This window comes from Halobacteriovorax sp. BALOs_7, from assembly GCF_003612895.1.
GTDB classification, from domain to species: Bacteria; Bdellovibrionota; Bacteriovoracia; order Bacteriovoracales; family Bacteriovoracaceae; genus Halobacteriovorax_A; species Halobacteriovorax_A vibrionivorans.
Genome location: NZ_CP027772.1, coordinates 1826603 through 1850510, shown reverse-complemented (window position 1 = coordinate 1850510; position 23908 = coordinate 1826603). Strand labels below are relative to the sequence as shown.

The following is a 23908-nucleotide window of genomic DNA, read 5'->3' as shown; positions in this document are numbered from 1 at the left end:
GAGGATTTGGTAAACAAAGAGGTACGTATGATTGAGTTAGTATTAGGATTTTTCGGTAATTATCTTATCGAATTTATGATGGGGCTACTATGTTGTGCTCTTGTCTTCCGCTACTTGGCCTATCGCCACAGTAAGGATGATGATGCTTATTATTCACGTTTTACAAGAGAATTAGATGCTTGTATCGATGATGATAAGCAAAAGAATATTCCTATTGATGATATCGATTCTTATATGTCTAATTTACTTGGACGTGTAAATGCTGCATTACCTGATAACGCTCTTCGTTTCAGTAATAATGCTAATATTCAAAATCGTCACTATGACGGTAAAGAGGCTATGCAACAAAGAGAAATTGATAAAGAGGCGCAGAGTTCTGATGGAACAAGTATTTCTCTAAATCAATACATTGGTTCTAAGCACGGTCTTATTGCATCCATTCATGGGGAGAGTTCGGTTTTTAAATCAACTGTTCCACCAAATTATACAGAACTTACTGATCGTATTATGAGTGATGATAGAAATTGGACGAAGCTCTATGGGCATATTCCAATTGATGGTGCTTCTCGTATGATCGATATTCTTCCAAACTTATTCATTGTATTTGGGGTTTTTGGTACCTTCATTGGTATTGCCATGGCACTTCCTGAGATTGCGGCCATTGACTTCAATAATATTGAAAAGTCGTCAGATAATCTTACAAACTTCGTTATTAACGTAGCCTTCTCCATGAAGACATCGATTGCGGGGATTTTCTTCTCTTTAATCTTAACTTTCCTAAACACTCTTTTCCCATTACCGGAGAAGCGTTTTAAGATCTTTAAGAAAGTTGAAACAAGTATGCAAAACCTTTGGTATCACCTGCAAAGAGGTAATGCTAAAGAGCAAATTGCAATGGAAGGTGTTTTAAAAGTTCTTCAAAGTATTGAAAGGTACTTAAAAGAAGATGCACCTTTAAAAGAGCAGCAACACGCAAAGCGTGATGATAAGAAAGATGCTGCTTAATTAAAACTTGTAATACTAATTTTAATAAAGAGAGGAAGATATGAGTGTATTATCAATCGTTAAAGGTTGTCCGCTATTTTTCGACCTTTACGACAACGAAATTATGACTATATGTGAGCGCTGTAAGGTTCTAACTTTAAAGCCTGGTGACTATGTATTTAAGCATGGCGATGTGGGTGAAGAGCTTTTTTTGATTCTTAACGGTTCTGCTAAGGTCTTTAATGTAAATGATAAAGAAATTGCTAAATGTAAAAAAGGAGACCTCTTTGGTGAGATGGTTCTTCTAAAAGAAAATGTCCGCTATGGGACAGTTCAATCAGATAATTATACAGATGTTCTCGTTATGAAGTACTCAGACATATTCGGCCTGTACAAAACCAATCCTCGAATATTTTCACTCTTGATACTCAATCTATCAAGGTTACTGGCCGGACGTTTACAAGGCGCAGGTAAACGGATCTCTAACCTTATCACGGAAATGGAAGAATCTAAAAAAGCTGCCTAAGTTGAAGTACAGATGGGGGGAGGGGCCTGGTCACGAATCTGGCCCCTCTTATTTTGCAAGAGTAAACGGTACGCGGCACCTTTATACAATTTCTATCACTTAGCTACCACTTAAGCATTGAATCACAACTAATATTTCGTTTTTCTTGTATTAGGCATTCAATTAAATGTTAATTTATATATTTTAAAGAAATATTCTCTGTGTTTTTGATATTTAGCTCATAGAAATGTGCTAAGTATTTATAAATGCACAAAGGTGTCGCGTACTTCGAACTTGTTTACCTAAGAATGACTTGTTGATTGAGAGATGATGTTCTTACTTGTAGTTTTATCGAATGCCAAGACCTAAGCTCATCAGACAAAGTAAATTTCCTTATCATGTTACTTCGCGAACTAATAATAAAGTTCCATTTCCTGTCCCAATATACAAAGCCTGGGACTTTTGTAAGGAGTCACTCATTTATGCAGGAAAACATGCGAAGGTTGAGGTTAATTGTTTTGTTTTAATGAATAATCATTATCACTTACTCGTAACTACACCTTATGAAAATATTGATCACTTTATGAAGTATTTCAATATGCGATTTTCTATCCTGTTAAGGAAGGCGTCTGGCCATATTAATCATAGATTTAGTAATCGTTATAAATGGTCAATTGTCGAGGATGAACAGTATTTACAAAATGTTTATCGCTATATTTTTCAAAACCCTGTAAGAGCATCAGTTGTCGAGAAGTGTATTGATTATCCATATTCTTCTCTTCATTTTACACATTTTGAATCTAAACTCATTAATTATCGTCCACACTTTCATTACGCTAATGATAAAGCTTTCTATGAAAGGAAGTTCTCTAGTAATACAGTTAATATATTTAAAAGGTCATTCAAATATCGCTACTTCAAAATATCAAAACGTATATCAACTTTTGAAAAAGAAGAGTTTAAGATTCGTTAGCTTTGTCTAATTTCATTCAATAAAACGATTAATCCTTGCTGACAGAACTTATTCTTCAACCTTTTTCGGTCACCGCGAAACTCATATCTGCTTGCACTTACTCCATTCTTAGTAGCAACTCCTATGCATACGGTTCCAACAGGCTTACCTGGAGTAGCTCCGCCTGGACCAGCAATACCGGTATAAGAGATGACAATGTCTGCGCCAAGGGTTTTTCTTGCGCCATTGGCCATCTCACTAGCTGTTTCAATACTTACAGCTCCATTTTCTTTTAAGGTTTCTTCTTTAACGTGAATAATACTCTCTTTGATGGAGTTAGCGTAACTAACTACTGAGCCTAGAAAAACCGCTGATGATCCTGACACATCTGTTATTGTTGAACTTGCAAGACCTCCAGTGCAGCTTTCTGCAAATCCAATTGTTAAGCCTTTTGCACTGGCTTCATGAACAATAACTTCCTCTATATTACGAGGCCCATAAGTCCATATATTATCTTTTAAGGGAGTTTCTTCTAATATTACTTTTAATCTTTGACGACTTTCATCGTTTTGATGCTCTGGCCTTAGGTCTACAGTAATATCCACACCAGAGATAATTGGAAGAGAGCTGACCTTTCCAAACTCCTCTAATGTCTCCCACAAGTTGGGGCAAAGTTTAAAGAAGATGGTTTCTTCAGGAATACTGTGAGTTCTACATATGAATAATTCATGACCACTTTGAGCACGATCTTTTAACATTGGAACGATTGTCTCACGAACCATTGCCTGGCATTCTCTTGGAACTCCTGGGGTGCAAAAAACTTCACACTTATCAATTTTAGCGTGAATTCCTGGTGCCATTCCCGCAGGATTGTATAAAGGTAAAGATCCTTCTGGCATCATATGATAGTGACTATTTTCTTTTGACCACTCTCTACCAAAGTTGGCATATTGCTTTATTGCATATTCTCTAGCAAGCTCATTTTCTACTAATGAGACACCTAAAGCATTAGCGATAATCGACTTCGTAAGATCATCTTTAGTAGGGCCAAGGCCACCAGTGATGATTAAAATATCATTTTCTTTAGATTGTTTTTGTATCTCATCTGTTACTTGATCGAACTTGTCGCCTAAGACGGTGCATTTTTTAAAGCTAAATCCTAAAGGTGCGATCTCTTTTGCTAGTATCTGCAAGTTAAGATCGTTGATTTTAGCGTTTAATAGTTCATCTCCAATAATTATCATGGAGACTCTAAGGGAAATTTTAACCATGTTAATCCTTTAACTTTACCAAGATAGGTTATAATATACGCTGATATTTTATCATATAAATTTACAAGAAAGAGATTGAATGAGTAAAATTACAAATTTTAAATTAGACTTTGATCAAGACTTAGAATTCTACTTAAATAAGAACTTTCCAGGTTTTGAGGATTATCGTATTCATAATAAGGCACTTGATGCACGTGGTGCTAACCGTGGAAAAAAGCCAATCTATAATTATAAGATAGAAGTTATTTACCCTGGTGAGAAATTTAGTGCTTATCAAGAGCAATTCAATTTTCTAGGTGAGTTCAAAGAAAAGCCTATTATTGTAGGAGCAGGGCCTGCTGGATTATTCTGTGCTCTAAGACTTGCTGAATATGGAATAAAGTCAATTGTCATTGAAAGAGGAGATCGTGCCCATAATCGTATGAAGCATATTGCTCGTTTTTGGCGATATAATGAATTTGATAAGGATAATAATGTTTGCTTTGGTGAGGGTGGCGCGGGCCTATTTTCAGATGGTAAACTTATTACTCGTATTAAATCTCCATATGTTCAATATGTGATGAATAAATTTGTTGATTTTGGTGCTCCTCCTGAGACGGCCTATGTTTCAAATCCACATCTTGGATCAAATAAAATTAGAGGATTAATAAAAAAGATAACAGATCACCTTAAAAAAAAAGGTTGTGAGATCTACTATAACGTGAAGGTTGATGAGGTTCTCTTTGATGAATCTCAAGCTCGTGGTGTAAAGCTTAGTGATGGTAGATTATTAGAAAGTAATAATATTGTTCTAGCAACAGGCCATTCAGCTAAAGAGATGTATCGTCATTTAAAAGAAAAAGAAGTTAAGATGGTACCAAAGGACTTTGCTGTTGGTGTTAGAGTTGAGCATCGTCGTGAGTTAATTGATTTTCTTCAATATGGACGCTTTGTTCACGAAAACCTAGGTGCTGCTCGTTATAAGCTTACATATCACAATAAAGATAATGACAAAGGTACGTATTCTTTTTGTATGTGTCCTGGAGGATATGTTCTTTCATCAGGAACAGATGAAGATGGTATTGTGGTTAATGGAATGAGTAACTTCGCTCGTAATTCACCATGGTCAAATTCGGCCCTTGTTGTTTCTGTTCAAGCTGGTAAAGACTTCTCAACTGATGATGTCTTAAATGGCCATTACTTTCAACGTGATATTGAGAAAAAGGCATATGAAGCTTCTATGGAGCATGCTGAAGGTAAGCAGGTCCCAACCCAAAGACTTAAGGACTTCTTAGAAGGTAAAGTTTCAAAAGATCTTCCTAAGACTTCTTGTCCATCTGGAATCTTTTCTCATTCATTAAACTCAGTTCTACCTGACTTTATTGCAACGGGCTTAAGGGAAGGACTTGAAAGCTTTGATAAGAAAATGCCAGGTTTTATAAATAATGATGCTATTCTAATGGCACCTGAAACAAGAACCTCTGCTCCTGTAACGATAAAGAGAAGCCGAGCAACTTTTGAGTCAGAATCTCACAAAGGCCTATATCCATGTGGTGAAGGTGCTGGTTATGCAGGTGGGATTACATCTGCTGCTGTCGATGGTGTAAAAGTCGCCATGGCCATGATTCGTAAAGAAAAGAATGTTTAGGTGATGAAGTTATTTTAATTTAATTTTTCTAAGATCAATCGACATTGAAGCATTGGTGTAGAATTCCATATAATCCGTACCTAGATTGTCTTGAATCTCTTTTGATGTGAGAGGATTACTGCGCTTTTGATCGGCAACAGCAAAGAAGAGTCCAATTATATCACCAGTCTCTAAATTCATTACAGCACTTCCAGAGTCTCCTGATTGAGCATCACAGGCAGTGAAGAAAACATCTCTAACTTTATCTTTATTGAAAGTTATATCGATATTTCCATTTAAATAAAGGCAATCGCGATCCATTGATATTTTAGCATCATATCTTCTTAGGTTTGCTTTTCCCGCGCCAAAGCCTACACTCACAAGCCTGTCTCCGATTACCGGATCAGAGAAATCAGTACGAACCTCACTTATTTGAGATAAGAAGTTTAATCTCTCTTCTTTATTTACTTTAAAGTAAATATAATCACTTCCTGACTTGATTGTACCTTCTTGAATAACTCCATCACATGAAGCGTAGCGCTTATTGAATTCAGAATTAATAAGAAGAAGTTTTGAGTCGCGACATTCTCTGTGGCCTGATATGACGTGGTAATTTGTTAGGAAAATATAGTGGTCAGCATTCTCTTTATAAAAGAATGCTGTTCCAACTTTTCTTTTTTTTGTATTTACGACTTTTACAGTTCTTAAGATTAGCTCTTTTATAAACTTGTCTTGCTTTATAAAGAAGCTTTTATTTATACGTGGCCTATTCCATTGGTCACCACCTATATACCTCTTTGCATTAGTTGATAATGCGAAAGTAAGAAGAGTCAATAGTAAGCTTAACCTAATCAGTGCCATTGCTTTCCTAGTTATTCTTTGAACCGTCGTCTTTTTTATAACTCTTTAAGAAGTCTTCTTTCCACTGTGAGTAACGATTATCTAAAATTGCTTCACGAGCTTCTTCTGCCATATTCTTATAAAATTCAATATTGTGCATTGTTGCTAGAACTTGTCCTAGAATTTCATTTGAATCAAATAAGTGCTTCACATATGCGCGTGTAAAGTTCTGGCAGCAGTAGCACTTACAATTTGGTTCAATAGGAAAGAAGTCACGACGATAATTCTTATGACGTATTCTAATCTTTCCTCTTCTTGTAAAGAGAGTTCCACCGCGAGCAAATTTCGTTGGAATGATACAGTCACTCATATCAATACCGTTTTCCCATATCATACAAAGATCTTCAGGATTACCAACACCCATTACATAACGAGGCTTATCTTTTGGCATCTTAGGACCTGTGTACTTTACGATCTTCTCCATTAACTCAGGGCCCTCACCAACTGATACTCCACCAATGGCATATCCTGGTAGATCTCTTTTTACGAGTTCATCGAGACATTCGTCACGGTAGTCATCGTATGTTGATCCTTGAATAATTCCAAAAAGTGCTTGTTTTGGATTTGTCCAAGACTCAATACAGCGGTCTAGCCAACGATGTGTTCGATCAATTGACTTCTTAGTGTATTCGCGTGTTGCAGGATATGGAATACACTCATCAAAGGCCATCATAATATCTGATCCCAGCTCTTGCTGAATCTCAATTGATGTTTCAGGAGACAGAAGAATTGTCTTACCTTTATGGTCTTTAAATTCTGCTCCTTCTTCTTTGATACTTTTTCTCTGCAAAGAGAATACCTGGAACCCACCAGAATCTGTTAAGATTGGGCGTGGCCAATTCATAAATTTATGAAGGCCTCCTGCTTTCTTAACTAGTTTTGAACCTGGTGATAGGTGAAGGTGATATGTATTTGATAGAATAATTTTTGTATCTAAGTCTTCTAGAAAGTTAGGTGGTAATGCTTTGATGGCACCATGTGTACCAACAGGCATAAATACAGGTGTCGGAATTTCTCCGTGAGGAGTAGTGATGACACCAGCTCTTGCTCCAGACTTTTTATCTTCGTGGACAACTTTAAATTGAAAATGTTCTTTGACTTGATCTTGAATGCGCATGGACTGCCCTTTGTCGTAACTCGACTTATGTATTCGTTCTAATAACTTTAGTTATTTAAAGTATTTAGCATTAATAAGGCCATTAGGCTTGCTTGTCTATTTAAAACTCTCTTATCTGTAAAAATTAAACAAAAGACGCATACACAGTTAGTGATGAGAGAAATAAGCAAACCATAAAAAATAGGATAAAAAAGTAGTTCATAAGCTCAATTAAACATATCGAGTCTATTGTCACCATTGTTATGAAATATTTATAGAGCAGATAAGGCCAAGATTGATTTGCTTGGCCTCATTTATTGAAGTTTTAGTTACTTAGAATATTTAGATTCAGAATTTGTGTTGCAACTCGATTGGCCGATTCATTACCTGAGGCCTTAAAATATTCCACAAGATATTGAGTGAAGTCTCTAAATGCCTTTCTATTTTCACCATTATCTGTAACGGCAATAATCGATTGAATATCTTTTAATTCTTTTATTAAGAAAGAATCATTTGTTCCTTTGAATGCTTTTTCTACTGCATCAACATATTCAATTCTAACTTTAGGACGTGCAAGGAATGTAAAACCAGAAAGCTCGCTTGATCGCATTGTGCCAGCGACTTTTGCAAATTGCATTAGCGAATTATCATTTATGTACAAATAAACATCCTCAACCTTTGAGCGATAAAATGATGTGAACTTGTTTAAGTTGCGATATTCAATATATGGAAACTTAAAATGATTGAATATCTTCTTTGATTGATCAATTGCAAGAAAATCTAGATACATTAAATCTTCCGTTGCCATTCCTTTAATGATTTCTCCACCCCATAGAATCTTAGAAAAATCTTCTCTTACAAGAAATGATGATTTTTCATCTTTTAAGAAACTACTTAGGTAAGGATAGCGATATTTAAAGAATGGTATAGTTTCTAAAGTCTTTTTAAATGAAGCAAAGAAAGTAGAAGATGTGTTCTTTAAATAGAGTGATCTTCCAGACTTCTTATTAATAATAAAGTAGCTCGGTCGAGTCGCTGGTATTCTTAGAATAATATTTTCTTGTGAGAATTGTTTTGAGATAAGAAGCTCTTTCATTTTTAAAGGCCTCTTTCCTAGGTTCTTAGGAATATTTATTTTTTCTGGAGGATTACTATTAGATAATCCTTGTTCAATAATAGGGTAGCCAACACAAATAAATGTAAATATTGAAAGGGTTACTAGTGGAATATAGCGAAAAGCTCTTAGGCGATAGCTGATAGGGCCCCTCGTTATAATCTCTTTCAAAGATGGAGTATCAAAAATAACTGGTGTTTCAAAAATTGGAAAGAAATGTGCAATAAAGTCAAATGGCGTTCTTAAAATTGCCTTTGCTCTCTTTGTTAGAAAGCTTCCTTTTGTTGTTGCCCCACAAATAAATAGTGTAGGAGAAACACTAAAGAGTAAATTTGAGATAAAAAGAATAATAAATAGGACAATTAGTGACTTTGTAATTTCTGGATTGAAGCTAAAGTCTACAAATTTTGCAATTTGTGTGTTGATGATTTCAGTTCCCTTATTGCTCAAAGAGTTAACTGCTTCATTTTCAACTTGAGCACTAAGTAAGACTGTCACAAACATTAGAGATAAAGCACTTAAGAATCTCGTAAATGGCCCAACTAATTTATGATCATTTAAAAGTTTTGATCTTGATCTTGCTTTCTTCTTTGAGTCTCTCTTAGCGCGATTTCCTTTGTAATCACGTGCCGTTGTGATGGCCAATCCTGAGTCTGAGGCATTCTTGCTCTTTTTCTTTCCCGATTTCTTCTTGGCCTTCTTTTTACTCTTTTTCTTTAATGGCCTACTTACATGCTCATCATCTTTCTTTGATGCTTGCTTTTCATCTTCTTGAAGTCTTGCAACATTTAGGACTTGAGTGATACTCATTGTACCAGAGTCTTTTTCTTCATCCTCATTTGTATCTTGAGCAAGGTTAGTATCTAATTGAAATGAATAGCCATTTCCTGAATTCTCAACATCAGACTCATCTTCAGAATCAGGTGAGTCAGCTGAGTCTGGAGTCTCTTTTGATTCAGAGATCTCTTTGGCCTGTTTTTCATTACTTTCTTCATCATCTGCATCTTCAAATTGAATACTATTATGACTTTCTTCATTTTCTAGACTTAACGATGGTGATTGATCCAAGTCCTCATTGACTGAGTTTGGCGCTATTTCATCATTTTGTGTGATAGTTGGTTCTGGAATAGGTGATGAGGTATCAAGAGTTTTTAATTCATACGTGCTGTCTTTGTATGAAAGTTTTTCTCCGATTTCCATGAAGTAAGTAGAACCCTCTTGGAGGCTTGCTTCTTCTAAAATGGCATGTGGGATTTTTTGTATGACTTTTAAGATTAGGCAATCATCATCAATTTGAGCACGGATACTTCCTCCGTTTTCAGAGATAATGAGTTCACTATTTTCTTCTTTAAAATAAAATTCATGATTAGAGACACTAACTTCCTGTGAGTCCCCCTGATTGCTGTGGGTAAAACCAACCTGCATACTCAACCTTTTCTTACGTAATCTATTAATTTAATTACTATTTTAAGGTGAATATATAAATTTTCCTACTAATTTTTTCTCTCACGCTCATGGTAAAATCAGTTAACAAAAATTTCATGCTTTATTAAGTTCGAAAGATTCGAATAATTATAACAACTAGGGGACGTTGATGTTTAAAATGAAGAAAAAATCAATCCTAACAAAGGCCGCTTTAGCGACTCTTATGGTAGGACAGGTAGCTTACGCAGCAGACGCTGATTACAATGTACTTGATCGCTTCCGTCTAATGGAAGACAAGTTTCAAACTCAAGAATTCTTAAGAGAGCCAGGACATGACTTTCTAATTGATATGTCAGTCTACGCTAATACTGATATTATGGAGCTTGCTTCAGATGTATCAGATGCTGAAGATTCAAGTGCTGCCGCTGAAGTTCTTAGCGAATATGCTGATACAGAACAAAACTTAAGAGTAAATGTTGAAGTCGGAGTTCCTCTTCCTTCATTTAGTGCTTTTAAAGGAACAATTAGCCCAAGTGTAAGACTAGGGGTTAATGTTGGCTCTCTTATTGGTATTGGAGAAGAAGATATTGAAAAAGATACTCTTATTGCGGCCATTCCAGCAGATGCTTCTGCAAAGACAATTCTAGAAGATAAGTTAACACAAGACATTGTTGATGATATTCTAGGTGGGACTACTAATACTGTTTCTGATTTAGCAACGGCATTAGGACTAAGTGGATCAGAGAGAACTCAATTTGAAACAGAATTAACAGAAGCACTAGGTGGTACAGCTATTCCATTTGCAGGATCTGGACAAACTGCAGCTATTATCGACGCTTATGTAAAAGCTGATGTTACAGCTGGATTAAATTTTGATTATAAGAATGAGAACCACTTTGGTGGACTTTCTCTATATGGCCTATATAGAGCTGACGTAAGACGTGTTCTTGATCAGGATGCAATTGCTGGAGATGGTGATGCTATCGACACTGAAAACCTTGATCAGAATATGACTCTTTATGCTATGGCCGATATTACTTATGGTTTCAATTGGCTAACAAACTTTAGAACAATGTTTAAGATTCAAGATATTGCACTTGCAACAATTATTGAAAGTGATGAAGGATATCTTCCAATTTATGAGCCAGAAGTTGGTTACCGTATGCACACTGACTATAGTTTTGACCTTTCTAACTTAAAACTTCGTCCATTTGTTGGTTTCCATATGAGAGATGGATATGATTTCGCAGATGGTGTTTATGCTGGTACAGATGTTATGCTTCACGTATGGAAGCAAAGAATTGCCTTAACTCTTAGAGGGATGGTTGATTCAGAACACCTGACTCTGACTCCAAGATTTAAGCTAGGATTCATGGATTTCATGTATTCTCTTAAGCAACCAATCACTTCTGAGGTAAAAGGTGTGGAAATTGCAACAATTCACTCTGTAAATTTCAGACTACACTTCTAATACAACTGCCATTGTGTTACATATTGGGGGATCTTTGATCCCCCTTTTTATTTTTACCGTGTAGGCTACGGGGAGCCGCGAGCGGAATTGTCACTTTAGGAGAGTACATAATGGCAAAAGACTCACAAGATTTTATTGATTTAATTAATATGGACCTATTTGCAGGTTTTCTAAAAGAAAATAAACTTGCAGCACCAACTGATGTTCAAGTTCAGTCAATTCCTGTTTTTCTAGATGGAAAAAATATTCAAATTCAGGCGAAAACTGGTAGTGGTAAAACTCTAAGCTATCTTCTTCCACTTTTTCAAATGCTTAAAGAAAGTGAAGCAAATCTTAGTAAGAACGATCAAAAACTTGGTTCTCCACGTGCAATTATACTTCTTCCTATTAAGGAGCTTGCAATTCAAGTTGCCGATGAGTGTAAGAAGATCTCTCACCATGCAAAGCTTCGAGTTAGATTGGCACTTGGTGGAGAGAAGGGAAAGAAAGTAAGTTCTCTAAAGAGTCAGAACTTTGATATCCTAGTGGGTGGCCCTGGAAGAATTAAGTCTATGATTGAGAAAAAAGAAATTCGTCTAGATAATCTTGAATTTCTTGTTATTGATGAAGCAGACCAACTTCTTGATATGGGATTTATGCGTGAGCTAAAATCCATTAGAAGACATTTAACAAATGATTATCAAGCGGCCCTTGTTTCTGCAACCATGGCCGATGACTTTGACCTATTAAAAGCAGACTTCTTCTCTGGAATGGAATTTGAGACCATCAGCTTAACTGATGCTCACGGTCTATCTCAAACTATTGAAACTTATAATATCGCTCTGGAATATACTGAGAAAAATGCCATGCTTGATGTCTTTATGAAAAATGAGGCCAAAGGCAATGGTATTATTTTTGTGAATCAAAAAGAGAAGGCCGTTGAAGTTTATAATTATATGAAAGAGAAGAAGCTTGCAAAAAAGCTTTTCCTATCTCATGGTGATATCAGCGCAAGAGAGCGAAGTGATAACTTTAAAAACTTTAAGTCTACTGGTGGTGTTCTCATCACAACAGATATGGCCGCTCGTGGAATCGATATTAAAACACTGCAATGGGTTTTAAATTATGATCTTCCTTTTGAAGCTGTTTACTATATTCACCGTTCAGGACGAGTTGGACGTGCTGGAAGAAGCGGACGTGTTTATAATTTTGTTACAAAGAAAGATCAAAAGCTCATTGGTCAAATCAATGATGCCATTAAAAATCAGGATACACTCAAAATTGATCCAATCTTTCTTAAATCGACAATGGGTAAGGCGAATAAGGGAGCTTCTAAGAAGAAGGCACCTGCTAGACGTGGGCGTATGCCTAAGAAACCTGTTGTATCTGGACGAAACACGCCTAATAAGTCAAAAAAATCTCGCGGCCGTCGCGGTTAAGTGATAAAATGCTAATATGTCTAAACATATTAGCATTGTCTTTCTATTTACATTATCTCTACTTTTTACGTCTTGTTCTGAAAAGGATATTTACACTCCTTTAGAAATGTTTGATATGGCCTATAAATTTGATAATACAATTGAAGAAGTTCGTATTGCAGCAAAGGATAAGGATCGTCATTTAGAGTGTAATGATTATCCTCAAGAAGGTTGTCTTAAGGGCTCTCCTAAGCGCTTCAAGGTTCGTCTTGTGGAAATGATCGTTGTTCAATACATGACAACTCGTGATGCTTGTCGTGCGGCCGCAAAGATTGGTCAATGGCATGCTCGTAATTGGCTTCTAGATGATGTGACAGGTGAGCCTGTTCTTGAGGATTTTGTTAAAAAAGTTTATAAGGCCAAAAAACCTAAAACTATCGAAAGTTGTAATTAGCTCTTTATCCAATTTCTGAGTTCTTCATAAATTTCATTAATCTCTTTATTTGACTGAAAAGCATCAGTTGTCATAATTTTTAGTCTCTTAGAGTTATTCAATTTTATTGTAATAAAGTAGTTGCCTGCATTCCCGCTGCCACGTCCTTTATTAAGTTCAATTTCTTCAATCTCATCTAGACCAAAGTTTTCAAACTTCTTTCTTATAAGAGAGCGTGTTTCCAGTCTTCCTGTGTTGCGAGGTTTATTGAGCTCAAGATGACGCTTTTTTAATATTGAAACAGTTGCAATAATTGGGATGAGAAAAATTATAATGTCTTTTGTTGCAGGCCTTGGCTCTTTGAAGATAAGCGTTAAGATTAATGCTAGTAAGAAGAAGGTGCAAATTAAGAATATATTTCTAGAATAGCTGTCAATTGTGACATATTGAATATTCTTCTCATATTTAATCATGCCTATCCCTCAAAAAAATACTTTTCAAAGCCTACTTTAAAAGTGTCAATCTTATGTTCCCAAATATTAATAAATTTTGGATCTTCAGATCGATTTTCCTCTAGTGTTTGTTTAAACAATACGACCCATCGACCTAGCTCTCCCTTTCGGATCTTTAAATACTCGTGGGCCGATAAGAGGTGATGGGCCCCTTTAGGTAATTTTATTCCTAGTAATTGGGCCTGCCAAAAGGCATTTATTGATTTTAGATGCTCGTTGAAGTCTTCAATATTTGAGATCGGACCGTTGTTTGAAGTTAATTTACGAAAGTGATAACCAATGAAAACGTCATTTATGGCCTTTTGATAAAAAGACCGAGTAACTTTCTCGATTAACTTAATACTTTCTTCCTGATTTTTCATAACTTAAGTCTACACTAAATATTGCATCATAAATACCGATTCATATGTATGAAGAAAATTTTAGATAGCTCCCGAGTATTCTTATTTATCATGATTGTGACTTCAAGCTCACTATTGGCCGGTCCTTTAACTTCTGTTGGAAATGATACCTGCTGGTATAAAGAAGGTGACTATCGTACAAAAATTGCTTCATTCAATGATCAAATAAGTTTAAATACCTCTCGTGATGATATTTTAGCTCCCGTGGTTAAGTTTTTTCATAAGAAAGGATTTAAAGCTGATCAGATCGATGCCATCCATACTTATGGAATTTGTGGCCCTCGTTTGGCCATCGCATTTCGTGTGACTTACGATGCAGTAGAGTATTGTCTTCGTGCAAATGCCAGTAAAGATGGAGAGTTAGTTTTTGATAAAGGTGAGGATATGTTACCATTGGCCGCTTCACGAAAAGGTGCTTGTGAAGGGATAAATCCACATCGTCTTATCGTTTCGATTAAATCTGATCTTGTTGTGGATCTACAAAAATATTTAAATGCCAAAGGGCATATTGTTAAGAAAGCACAACACTTATCTGGCTCAGTTTATGTCTTAGATTTTTCAGTTGAAAGAGATGAGATTAAGAAGATTAAAACTTCGGTCGAGTCTTCTGGTCTTGCCCGTTCTGTGAGCTTCTCGTCCGGCCAATACCATATTGCAGATGAGTTTGAATTACTTAGTCTTAGTTATTTCAGAAAATAAAAAGGCCGCATAAGCGGCCTTTAGTATCTTTATCTTTTTCCAATTTCAGCAATTGTTTTTCCAAGAGATTTCGAACGCTTTAGATAAACATTTGATTTCTCTTCATGCTCAGCTTCTTCTTTACATGCAATACAAAGTTCTGCTGTATTTCTTGCCATAAGGCGATCGTAACCGATTTCAATATCACACTCATCACAAAGGCCATATTCGCCTTTTTCAATTTTTTGAAGTGCTTTATTGATTTTCTTTACGTAGAAGTTCTCACGATTTCTGAAACGAATTTCCTGCGAAGTTTGGACATTTGCTACTGCCTCATCTAGAGGATCAAGTAGTTCATTCTTGTCCATGCAATACTGCTCTTTCTCACTGTTTTTGTTAAGAATTCTTTCTTTGTCAGCAAGTAGTGCATCTTTTAGTGCAGCTATTTGCTTGTCCGATAGATACGAGTTTGCTCTTTTCATTTCGACTCCCTTGTGCCGTGTTTCTTCCAGTGAAACAAGTTGCTTGTAGCTGTAAAATTTCGATTTGGCAAAATTAAAGCTATTTACAACAAATATTGTGTTCGTGTGTTGTAGAAAGAATTTACTGGTCTAGAAAGTGTTAGTAAAAGGTATTTTTCTTACAAAGATTTACTTTAAAACGAAATTTCAGATACTTATCCGTGATTTTTTGGAAACGGTGCTTCACAGTAGGGGCAAAACTTCCAAAATTGCTGATCAATCTGAGTTTTACAACTTGAACAAGTGATTATTGCGCTTAATTCCTCAAATGCTTCGTCATGCATATTTGCAAAAAGATCACTTCGCATTGCGGCGATAGTTGTTGGGTGGGCGCGAAATGTTCCAGGCATACTTTGATTTGGAATAAATTTAGCTGGAGAGACACTCTTATCTGGATAGATTTGAACTTTTACTTCTTGTGAAGGGCGCTTTTCATACATTGCCCGTCCTGCAATATTGCGCTCATTCTTTAACAATTCAAAATTTTCATTAGCATCAAACTTTCTATTCATAGAGCTATTATAACATCTTAGCCCCAGCGACGCTCTAGAAGCTCAATTATTTCCGTGCACGCCTTCTTGTGCTGGTTAAATCGAGCAAAAAAGCCTGGTTTTGCCTTTAAAATGGCCTCTTTAAAGAAGATAGACTGTGAGCCAAGTCCTTCTATTAGCCTTAGATTCCATTCGAATACTTCCGGATTACTATGACCGATAAGGCCCTCAAGTACCTCTAAGAAGTCAAATGGAAGTCTCTCTCCACGCTTGTGGTGCTCATCAATAATCTGCTTTCTTGCAACTCCTAATATCAGAACAAGAACCTCATTATCATCACATTCTTTTATTGCATGGATAATTTGGGGATATAAGTCGTGATCGAGTGTTATCGTATTATCGAGAATACACAGAAGGGGAATTAAGGCCTGCCAGTCTCTCTTGTCATTGAGTCGAATAAATTCATCTTTAAAGACTTTTATATCTTGTTTGGAATAGCTGCAATTTGGTCTTTTCCCACTTTGTAAGTCCTTAATGACAGCTTGAAACTGTTCATTTATATCAATCATAATCATTGCCTTAAGTTATTTCGTGTAGCTTTTACTTGATTTTACATAATTCTATGACATTTTAAAGGCTTATGCTATATAAATAGGCTTAAACATTGGTGTTTAGAAGGTTTCATGGAATTTTTAATTAACGATATTTATCGCGCTACAGAAGGTGAGGGAGTCTTTGTCGGACGCTCACAAGTCTTTGTGCGTTTTCAAGGATGTAATATCGGTTGTGTTAATTGCGACTCTATGGACACCTGGAGTTTTGATATTGAGAGCACTTCTCTTAATACAATCTTTGAAAGAATTCTTGAAGAGAGTTATCAAGGTAAAATTAATTGGATTTCTATTACTGGTGGTGATCCTCTTCATCCTAAACACGTTCCAAGCGTTGTGGAGCTTACAAAGTTTTTAAAATCGAAAGGTTTTAAAATTAATCTTGAGGCCGCTGGAACTCGAGTTGTTGACGAGGTTTTTGATCTTCTTGACTATATCTCTTATGACCTAAAAACTCCTTCAACAGGTGTTAGAACACGTCTGTCACTTATCGAAAAGATGGCACAGCAATATCCTAATCGCTTTCAAGTGAAGGCCGTGATTGCTGATCGAAAGGATTTTGAATACACATTAAGCGCTTATCGCGAACTTGAATCAAAGCTTGGTAATATTGAATTTCCTTGGGTTTTGACTCCTTGTTATGAGCCAAGTGAAGAATTTCCTATGCAGCGATTTATCGATATTCAAGAATGGAATCAAATCGAAGGTGGTCCTTTCCGAGTTATTGGACAACAGCATAAGTGGATTTTTGGCGCAGATAAGAAAAGTGTCTAATGGCCTTTAAGAGGCTTGTCTTTGAGCTCTCTGCTTGGCATCGAGCATTTCAACACCGTATTGCTTAATCGTACCTAGAGAAGTGATTGTATACTGGCTGGCCTCTGCTTTTGAACGATCCTCATCGGTAAAATCATTACAGATTACCACTAGGCGAGTGCCTTCTGGAAGTTTCTTGAGAGCTATTTTTATAATACCCTGAACTTTTTCAAGTGAGTTTGTGCAGTAGACGACATACTTCTTATCGTCTTTAGTTACGCTAAAATGCCAAAGATTCTGCTTATTCTTAGATTCAACTACATTGTAGTCGTAGGACTTAAATACTAACGTACATTGAGTAATGAATCCTCTAATAATCTTTTTAGAATTTGCTATTTTTGCCATTTACACTCCAAACTTCACATTAACACATATCGGAAATCCGCTCAAAAGTTTTAGATAATCTTTAAATAAAGCGAATTTTGTTACGGAATTCAGTAAGTTATTAATTTTGTGGAGGCTTTGCCATTAATGCCTTTGCCAATTTTAAATGACTTTCCCGCTTTATTACCTAGGCTCCAGGCCTTTGGATCAAAGCTTGAAGATTGGCTCGATTGAGAGCTAACGCGAGGATAGACACGATTGCGATGGGCCGAAGTTAGGCCATTTAAGTGGACGAGCTCACGAGAGCTAATATGTTGTTGAGATTTCTTTAATTCTTGTAGAAAGGATTTTGTGAAGCTTTTAAAGTACGTATTCTTAGCTCGAACACCTTTAAGGTTAGATGACTTCTTAGCTTGAAGCCAAAGGCCGTTCATGGCCTGTGTAGTGTAGTCATAAATATAATGGGCCGCTTCGACATTTTCCTTTGCGCCGATAACTTCAAGATAGCCACCACCACGGCCACTGCTAAATACAGGTGCAACTGAAAACTCTTTTAGAATATCATAGAGGCAATCATGTAAGAGGTTTCGTCTTTTAAATGAGGCGACTCTTTTAACATAGGTGTCTTCAAGCTCACGCATATCGATCTCATTGCGAGTGAAATTAGTAAGTCTTACTTTTTCTAGATTGTGTTTTGCAATAAGATCATTGGCCTTTCTTGCTGCAAGCTTGGCCTCAAATTCGTTATCAGATTTAGCAAGTTCAAGTAGCTTTTGAATTTTTTGAGTAACTTGGTTACTAGTCTTTGTGTAAGCAGCTAGATTAATCTGTGATTTTGAAAAGTCCTGATTCCATGCATATCTTTTAAAGATATTTCGAAATTCAACGCCATGTGCTTGTTCACTTATGCCACACGTTACGTGTACCATAAAGTGAGCTATTTCGTGCTTTAGAACATTTTCTAAGAGCTCTTCATCATTCATGGTCATAAAGCACTTATTAATTCCAATTTGGTATATAAGTGGATCGTAGAAGCCCAAGACTTTATCTGATTCATTAACCACAAAAGATAGGGGATACATAACACCCTTATAATGCAGGCGACTTCTTTTGAGCTCAAGTCCCATGCCCGCAAAAATATCACGGGCCTTGAGACGAACTTTCTTTATAAATAATTGGGTATTTTCATTATATATAAACATTAGTATTTAACGCTACATCCATATGGTTTAGTTTTTGCCGTTGAGACCTTCTCTCCCTTAGCAATCTCTTTTATAGCTGTTTTAACATAGTTTTCGGCTTTTTGAATATCGCTTTTATCGGCCGATGGGATACTGTCAATCGCGCCCATATAGTCGATTCTTCCCTGCTCATTGATAATGAAAATCTCTGGTGTCGTTTTCGCATTATAGAGTCGACCAGTGACTCCTTTCGTATCAAGTAGAAAGTGTTGCGCTCTAGATCCCTCTGCTTTTAAGCGCTTCTTTGCCGCTTCAGAATCCTCTATATATCCTTGTTTTCCTACATTTGAAGAATTAATTGTCAGCCATGTGTAGCCATGTCTCAATGCAAACGTTTGAGTCTCTTGCATATTCTTTGAATCATAATGTTTACGAACAAATGGACAACCTTCGTTATACCATTCAAGGACAATTCTTCGGCCTTTTAAGTTCTCAAGCGAGACGAGCTCTCCTTTTTGATTCATTAAAATAAATTCAGGAGCTTTCTCTCCTGGAGAAAGGGCGAAAGTTAGGGATGTGAGTAATATTGCTATAAGTAACTTCATCAAAACTCCTTTTTTTGTTTTCTACATTTTAGAAGAACTTTTCTTAAGTCCCAATGAAATCAATAAAAGTTTACTAGAAATTAACAAAAAAAGGCCTACTTTCGTAGGCCTCTTAATTATCTTTTAACTGTTAAGCTAAATTATACTTTTGGTGTCGTTTGAGAAACAACAGCAGCTTTTAGAAGCTCTCTGTTCATACGAGCGATATTTGTGATCTCAATTCCTTTTGGACATGATGCTTCACATTCTGCTTCGTTAGTACAGTTACCAAATCCAAGATCATCCATCTTCTTAACCATGTTTTGAACACGTTGAGAAGCTTCAGCTTGTCCTTGTGGAAGAAGTGCCATTTGCGAAACTTTTGCTGAAACGAAAAGCATTGCAGAAGCATTCTTACAAGAAGCAACACATGCACCACAACCGATACAAGCAGCTGCATCCATTGCAAGGTCAGCGTTTTCTTTAGGAACTAGGATAGCATTTGCATCTTGAGCGTTACCAGTATTTACTGAAATAAATCCACCAGCAGCGATGATTTCATCAAATGCACTTCTATCAACCATAAGGTCTTTTTCTACTGGAAAAGCTCTTGCTCTAAATGGCTCGATTACAATCGTATCACCGTCAGAGAACTTTCTCATGTGAAGCTGACAAGTTGTTGTTTCAGCTTCTGGCCCGTGGGCCTGACCGTTAATCATTAGTGAACACATACCACAGATACCTTCACGACAGTCGTGGTCGAAAGCTACCGGCTCAATCCCTTGTGGGATCAGTTCTTCGTTAAGTTGATCTAGCATTTCTAGAAAAGAAGCATCTGGAGATACATTCTCTAGTGTGTAATCCGCCATTTGACCTTTGTCTTCACGGTTTTTTTGACGCCAGATCTTTAAATGTAAAGTCATATTATTATTACTACTCATATTAATACCTCTTACTTATAACTTCTTTGCGTTAGTGGAACGTTAGGGAAGTCTAATTCTTCAACGTTTCTAATTGGGTCGCTATCTTGACCAGTGAATTCCCAAACAGCACCATGACAGTAGTTCTCATCATCACGTAAGGCTTCACTTTCTTCAGTTTGAGATTCCTCTCTAAAGTGTCCACCACATGACTCTGGTCTCTCTAGTGCATCACGTGCCATAAGTTCACCAAGTTCTAAGAAGTCGGCAAGTCTATTTGCTTTTTCAAGCTCAATATTGATTCCATCTGGAGTACCTGTAACTTTAACGTCTTTCCAGAATACTTCACGAAGTTTTTTGATTTTCTCAATACCTTCTTTAAGAGTCTTTTCATTTCTGGCCATACCAACGTGGTTCCACATAATACGTCCAAGCTCTTTGTGAATTGACTCAACAGATCTTGATCCATTGATTGAAAGAAGCTTTGTGAATCTTTCTTTTGAATCAGTAAGTGCTTTGTCGAATTCAGGATGATCTGTACCAACTTTTTTACCCATTAGTCCTTCACTAGCTAGGTAGTTTGGAACTGTGTATGGTGCAACGAAGTAGCCATCTGCAAGACCTTGCATAAGTGCAGAAGCACCTAGACGGTTTGCACCGTGGTCAGAGAAGTTTGCTTCACCAAGAGCAAATAGTCCTGGAATAGTTGTTTGAAGATTATAGTCAACCCATAAACCACCCATTGTATAGTGAACAGCAGGGTAGATTCTCATTGGAACTTTATATGGGTTTTCATCAGTAATTCTTTCATACATATCAAAGAGGTTACCGTAGCGCTCTCTAATTGCATCTTCACCATCGCGCTCGATTGCAGTTGCAAAGTCTAGATAAACAGCTTCTTCACCTTCACGTACTGACTTACCTTGGTCGATTTGTTCTTTTGCATTTCTTGAAGCAACGTCACGAGGAACAAGGTTACCAAAAGATGGATACTTTCTTTCTAGGTAGTAATCTCTTTCTTCTTCTGGAATATCATTTGGAGCTCTATAGTCACCAGCTTTCTTTGGAACCCAAACACGTCCGTCGTTTCTTAGAGACTCTGACATAAGTGTTAGCTTCGACTGGTTTTCACCGTGTCTTGGAATACAAGTTGGGTGAATTTGAGTGAAGCATGGGTTAGCAAACATTGCACCTTTCTTATAGGCCTTCCATGCTGCTGAACCATTTGAAGTCATAGCATTTGTTGATAGGTAGTAAACGTTTCCGTATCCACCAGTACACATTAGAACTGCATCAGCTGCGTGCTTTTCGAATTCACCAGTGATTACATTTCTTGTGATAATACCACGGGCCTTACCTTCAACAACTACTAGCTCAACCATCTCACGACGAGTAAGCATTTCTACTTTTCCACGTCCTACTTCTTTCATTAGAGAAGAGTAAGCACCTAGAAGAAGCTGTTGACCAGTTTGTCCACGAGCATAGAATGTACGTGATACTTGAGCACCACCAAATGAACGGTTAGAAAGTGTCCCACCGTATTCACGAGCAAAAGGAACACCTTGTGCTGCACATTGGTCGATAATATTATTTGAAACTTCAGCAAGACGATAAACGTTAGCTTCACGTGCTCTATAATCTCCACCTTTTACAGTGTCATAGAATAGTCGCCAAATCGAGTCACCATCATTTGGATAACTTTTAGCTGCGTTAACACCACCTTGAGCTGCAATCGAGTGAGCACGTCTTGCAGAATCTTGTAGGCAGAAACATTTAACATTATATCCTTGTTCACCAAGAGTTGCTGCAGCAGATGCTCCAGCAAGACCTGAACCAACAACGATAATATCAAACTTACGTCTGTTGGCAGGGTTAACAAGTTTCATTTTGAATTTATGATCAGTCCAAACTTTTGTGATGTCATTTCCCGCAGGAACTTTTCCATCCATTTTCTTAATATTTGTCATTACATTCCTCCCTTAACGTGACACCAAATAGCGATAGTCGAGTAACCAACAGTTAAGATCACAGCATAAAGCTTAGAAATGAATTGAATTGCTGGCATATACTTAGGGTGGTTAAAGCCAATTGATTGAAATGCTGACCAGAATCCGTGAGATACGTGAATCCCAATTGTAATCATAAATAGTACATAGATTCCAACATTCAGTGGTGAAGCGAAATAATCAATAACAGTCTTGTAAAGATCACGAACTTCCATTCCATTAAGTGTTGTCATGTAAACATCACCGTACTTAAAGTTAATTAAGTGCATAACAAGGAAGAAAAGAATCAACATACCTGTGTAAGGCATAGTTGATGATGCAAATGTCGAACCTCTTCCTGTCGGTTGCTTCATGTAGTACTTAACTGGGCGAGCTGCCTTATTCTCAATCGTAAGCTTAAGCGCCATAAAGATGTGAGATAAGAAGATCACTAAAAGAACTGCTTCTGCTAAGTAAATTAGCGGGTTGGAAGTAAGGGTGTATGCATACTGATTGAATGCATCCTTACCTGCGATTAATAAAAAGTTTCCTAACATGTGTGAAAAAAGGAATCCACATAGAAGTAGTCCCGTCACTCCCATTACCTGTTTCTTAGCAATGGAGTTCGTCAAATAAAAGCGTAATGCTGACATTGATCCATTTCCTTTGTCTGATTTAATAAAGTTTTAAATGTTATTTGATTTGGATTATAATCCTTAAATCACCAAAACTTAAGCGAATTTTTAGTAGTTTTTTTACTGCGTGGTGCAACAAGTTGTTAATGAGAAAAGGAGTTCTAAATGTTGGTTCATTCTATCTTTGATAAGGTCACTAATACAATGACATATATCATTTATTCATCGGTCTCAAAAACGGCCATTGTTGTTGACCCCGTTCTGAACTTCGATTACGCAAGTGGTAGTGTTTCAAGTGAAGATATCCATCAAATAGATTTATTTCTAAAAGAAAATGAATTGAGTTTAAAGTATATCTTTGAAACTCATGTTCACGCCGATCATTTGTCGGGAGCATCTAAACTAAAATCGCTTTATCCCACTGCGCAAGTTGTTATTCATAAGAATATTAAGTTGGTTCAGGGTGTATTTAATGCTGTCTTTTCATCAAATGTTAAAGAGGATGGTTCGCAATTTGATATTCTTACACAAGAAGGTGAGAGTTTTGATGTTTGTAGCGATATTAATGTGAAAATTATTGAGACTCCAGGCCATACACCTGCGTGTATGAGTCTTTATGTAAATGAGAAGGCCCTTTTTGTAGGTGATGCGATATTTATGCCTGATATGGGTACCGGACGTTGTGACTTTCCAAAGGGAAGTGCAGATAAGCTATACAATTCAATTCAAAAGATTTACGCACTTGATGATGAATGTGAGATTTATGTTGGCCATGATTATGGACCTGGTGGGCGTGAGATAAAATATAAAACAACAGTAGGTGAGCAAAAGCGTAGCAATATCCAATGTAAAAGCTCGACTTCTAAGGAAGAGTTCTTAGAGTTTCGTACTAATCGAGATGCACAGCTTAATGAGCCAAGATTAATTATACCTAGTATCCAATATAATATGAATGGCGGAGAGTTTATATTTACTGAAGCTGATGGTGGCCCTTATATCAAAGTTCCTTTAAAGTTTAAGTAGGAACTTGAGTAATATAACTATCTAATTTTATTTAAGTTTTATTATTCGATGTCGACAAGTAAGATGTTGGAGTAA

Annotated in this window: 25 protein-coding genes; 10 read left to right on the top strand and 15 right to left on the bottom strand. The window is 36.7% G+C overall.

All coding sequences use genetic code 11. The annotated features are described in order from the left end of the window. Positions 1–27: 27 nt before the first annotated feature. The 3 genes from BALOs_RS08890 (at position 28) to BALOs_RS08880 (ending at position 2462) form a co-directional block, all read left to right on the top strand. Positions 28–1005, top strand: coding sequence for a hypothetical protein (locus tag BALOs_RS08890; protein WP_115363125.1), 978 nt, complete (start codon positions 28–30; stop codon positions 1003–1005). A gap of 40 nt (positions 1006–1045) precedes the next feature. Continuing rightward, positions 1046–1510 (top strand): cyclic nucleotide-binding domain-containing protein, encoded by a 465-nt coding sequence (locus tag BALOs_RS08885; RefSeq protein ID WP_115363123.1) that lies wholly within the window; start codon positions 1046–1048, stop codon positions 1508–1510. Positions 1511–1844: 334 nt separating this feature from the next. Further along, complete coding sequence (locus BALOs_RS08880; protein ID WP_120404944.1) at positions 1845–2462, top strand: transposase; 618 nt, start codon at positions 1845–1847, stop codon at positions 2460–2462. Here the strand turns inward: BALOs_RS08880 and BALOs_RS08875 are convergent. Continuing rightward, entirely contained in the window at positions 2459–3685 is a 1227-nt protein-coding gene (locus tag BALOs_RS08875; RefSeq protein ID WP_162929627.1) for a CinA family nicotinamide mononucleotide deamidase-related protein, read from the bottom strand. The two genes, BALOs_RS08880 and BALOs_RS08875, sit on opposite strands and share 4 nt — an antisense overlap. 106 nt (positions 3686–3791) lie before the next feature. Between BALOs_RS08875 and BALOs_RS08870 the strand changes: the two genes are divergently transcribed. After that, complete coding sequence (locus BALOs_RS08870; protein WP_120404942.1) at positions 3792–5339, top strand: NAD(P)/FAD-dependent oxidoreductase; 1548 nt, start codon at positions 3792–3794, stop codon at positions 5337–5339. Positions 5340–5348: 9 nt separating this feature from the next. Here BALOs_RS08870 and BALOs_RS08865 read toward each other — a convergent pair whose 3' ends face one another. The 3 genes from BALOs_RS08865 to BALOs_RS08855 form a co-directional block, all read right to left on the bottom strand. Continuing rightward, positions 5349–6179, bottom strand: coding sequence for a serine protease (locus tag BALOs_RS08865; protein ID WP_120404941.1), 831 nt, complete (start codon positions 6177–6179; stop codon positions 5349–5351). 7 nt (positions 6180–6186) lie between these two features. Further along, positions 6187–7335: a tRNA guanosine(34) transglycosylase Tgt gene (tgt, locus tag BALOs_RS08860; RefSeq protein ID WP_115363116.1), complete on the bottom strand. Its 1149-nt coding sequence runs from the start codon at positions 7333–7335 to the stop codon at positions 6187–6189. A 304-nt stretch (positions 7336–7639) separates the two neighbouring features. Further along, a complete protein-coding gene (locus BALOs_RS08855; RefSeq protein WP_120404940.1) occupies positions 7640–9853 on the bottom strand; it encodes a hypothetical protein in 2214 nt (737 codons plus the stop codon). Positions 9854–10022: 169 nt separating this feature from the next. Here BALOs_RS08855 and BALOs_RS08850 point away from each other — a divergent pair, with 169 nt between their 5' ends. From BALOs_RS08850 to BALOs_RS08840, 3 genes are all read left to right on the top strand, one after another. Next, positions 10023–11324 carry a hypothetical protein gene (locus tag BALOs_RS08850; protein WP_120404939.1) on the top strand — a complete coding sequence of 434 codons (1302 nt, stop codon included), beginning with the start codon at positions 10023–10025 and terminating at the stop codon, positions 11322–11324. 110 nt (positions 11325–11434) lie between these two features. After that, on the top strand, positions 11435–12742 hold the full coding sequence (locus tag BALOs_RS08845; RefSeq protein ID WP_120404938.1) for a DEAD/DEAH box helicase: 1308 nt from the start codon (positions 11435–11437) through the stop codon (positions 12740–12742). Between the two features lie 16 nt (positions 12743–12758). Beyond that, positions 12759–13175: a hypothetical protein gene (locus BALOs_RS08840; protein WP_162929626.1), complete on the top strand. Its 417-nt coding sequence runs from the start codon at positions 12759–12761 to the stop codon at positions 13173–13175. On the opposite strand, the gene BALOs_RS08835 is transcribed toward BALOs_RS08840, so the two are convergent. After that, positions 13172–13627: a hypothetical protein gene (locus BALOs_RS08835; protein WP_120404936.1), complete on the bottom strand. Its 456-nt coding sequence runs from the start codon at positions 13625–13627 to the stop codon at positions 13172–13174. The genes BALOs_RS08840 and BALOs_RS08835 overlap by 4 nt on opposite strands. A gap of 2 nt (positions 13628–13629) precedes the next feature. Next, on the bottom strand, positions 13630–14028 hold the full coding sequence (locus BALOs_RS08830; RefSeq protein WP_120404935.1) for a hypothetical protein: 399 nt from the start codon (positions 14026–14028) through the stop codon (positions 13630–13632). A gap of 48 nt (positions 14029–14076) precedes the next feature. On the opposite strand from BALOs_RS08830, the gene BALOs_RS08825 reads away from it, so the two are divergent. Beyond that, entirely contained in the window at positions 14077–14766 is a 690-nt protein-coding gene (locus BALOs_RS08825) for a hypothetical protein (protein WP_162929625.1), read from the top strand. 29 nt (positions 14767–14795) lie between these two features. Here BALOs_RS08825 and BALOs_RS08820 read toward each other — a convergent pair whose 3' ends face one another. From BALOs_RS08820 to BALOs_RS08810, 3 genes are all read right to left on the bottom strand, one after another. Beyond that, a complete protein-coding gene (locus BALOs_RS08820; RefSeq protein ID WP_115363100.1) occupies positions 14796–15227 on the bottom strand; it encodes a TraR/DksA C4-type zinc finger protein in 432 nt (143 codons plus the stop codon). A gap of 194 nt (positions 15228–15421) precedes the next feature. After that, on the bottom strand, positions 15422–15778 hold the full coding sequence (locus tag BALOs_RS08815) for a hypothetical protein (protein ID WP_115363098.1): 357 nt from the start codon (positions 15776–15778) through the stop codon (positions 15422–15424). 17 nt (positions 15779–15795) lie between these two features. Next, positions 15796–16326: a hypothetical protein gene (locus tag BALOs_RS08810; RefSeq protein ID WP_115363096.1), complete on the bottom strand. Its 531-nt coding sequence runs from the start codon at positions 16324–16326 to the stop codon at positions 15796–15798. Positions 16327–16440: 114 nt separating this feature from the next. Between BALOs_RS08810 and BALOs_RS08805 the strand changes: the two genes are divergently transcribed. Further along, positions 16441–17142: a 4Fe-4S cluster-binding domain-containing protein gene (locus BALOs_RS08805; protein WP_120404933.1), complete on the top strand. Its 702-nt coding sequence runs from the start codon at positions 16441–16443 to the stop codon at positions 17140–17142. 6 nt (positions 17143–17148) lie between these two features. On the opposite strand, the gene BALOs_RS08800 is transcribed toward BALOs_RS08805, so the two are convergent. From BALOs_RS08800 to BALOs_RS08775, 6 genes are all read right to left on the bottom strand, one after another. Next, entirely contained in the window at positions 17149–17526 is a 378-nt protein-coding gene (locus BALOs_RS08800; RefSeq protein WP_115363092.1) for a hypothetical protein, read from the bottom strand. A gap of 89 nt (positions 17527–17615) precedes the next feature. Beyond that, the gene (locus BALOs_RS08795) at positions 17616–18707 is read right to left on the bottom strand and encodes a DUF2786 domain-containing protein (protein ID WP_120404932.1); all 1092 of its coding nucleotides are present in this window, start codon (positions 18705–18707) and stop codon (positions 17616–17618) included. Then, complete coding sequence (locus tag BALOs_RS08790; protein ID WP_120404931.1) at positions 18707–19291, bottom strand: redoxin domain-containing protein; 585 nt, start codon at positions 19289–19291, stop codon at positions 18707–18709. Before BALOs_RS08790 ends, BALOs_RS08795 begins: the two co-directional genes overlap by 1 nt. 140 nt (positions 19292–19431) lie before the next feature. After that, a complete protein-coding gene (locus BALOs_RS08785; protein WP_115363743.1) occupies positions 19432–20193 on the bottom strand; it encodes a succinate dehydrogenase/fumarate reductase iron-sulfur subunit in 762 nt (253 codons plus the stop codon). A gap of 29 nt (positions 20194–20222) precedes the next feature. Further along, positions 20223–22157: a fumarate reductase/succinate dehydrogenase flavoprotein subunit gene (locus BALOs_RS08780; protein WP_240406473.1), complete on the bottom strand. Its 1935-nt coding sequence runs from the start codon at positions 22155–22157 to the stop codon at positions 20223–20225. Beyond that, the gene (locus BALOs_RS08775; RefSeq protein WP_115363086.1) at positions 22157–22828 is read right to left on the bottom strand and encodes a succinate dehydrogenase cytochrome b subunit; all 672 of its coding nucleotides are present in this window, start codon (positions 22826–22828) and stop codon (positions 22157–22159) included. The genes BALOs_RS08780 and BALOs_RS08775 overlap by 1 nt, the downstream gene beginning before the upstream one ends. A gap of 147 nt (positions 22829–22975) precedes the next feature. On the opposite strand from BALOs_RS08775, the gene BALOs_RS08770 reads away from it, so the two are divergent. Continuing rightward, complete coding sequence (locus BALOs_RS08770) at positions 22976–23833, top strand: MBL fold metallo-hydrolase (RefSeq protein WP_115363084.1); 858 nt, start codon at positions 22976–22978, stop codon at positions 23831–23833. Positions 23834–23908 lie beyond the last annotated feature (75 nt).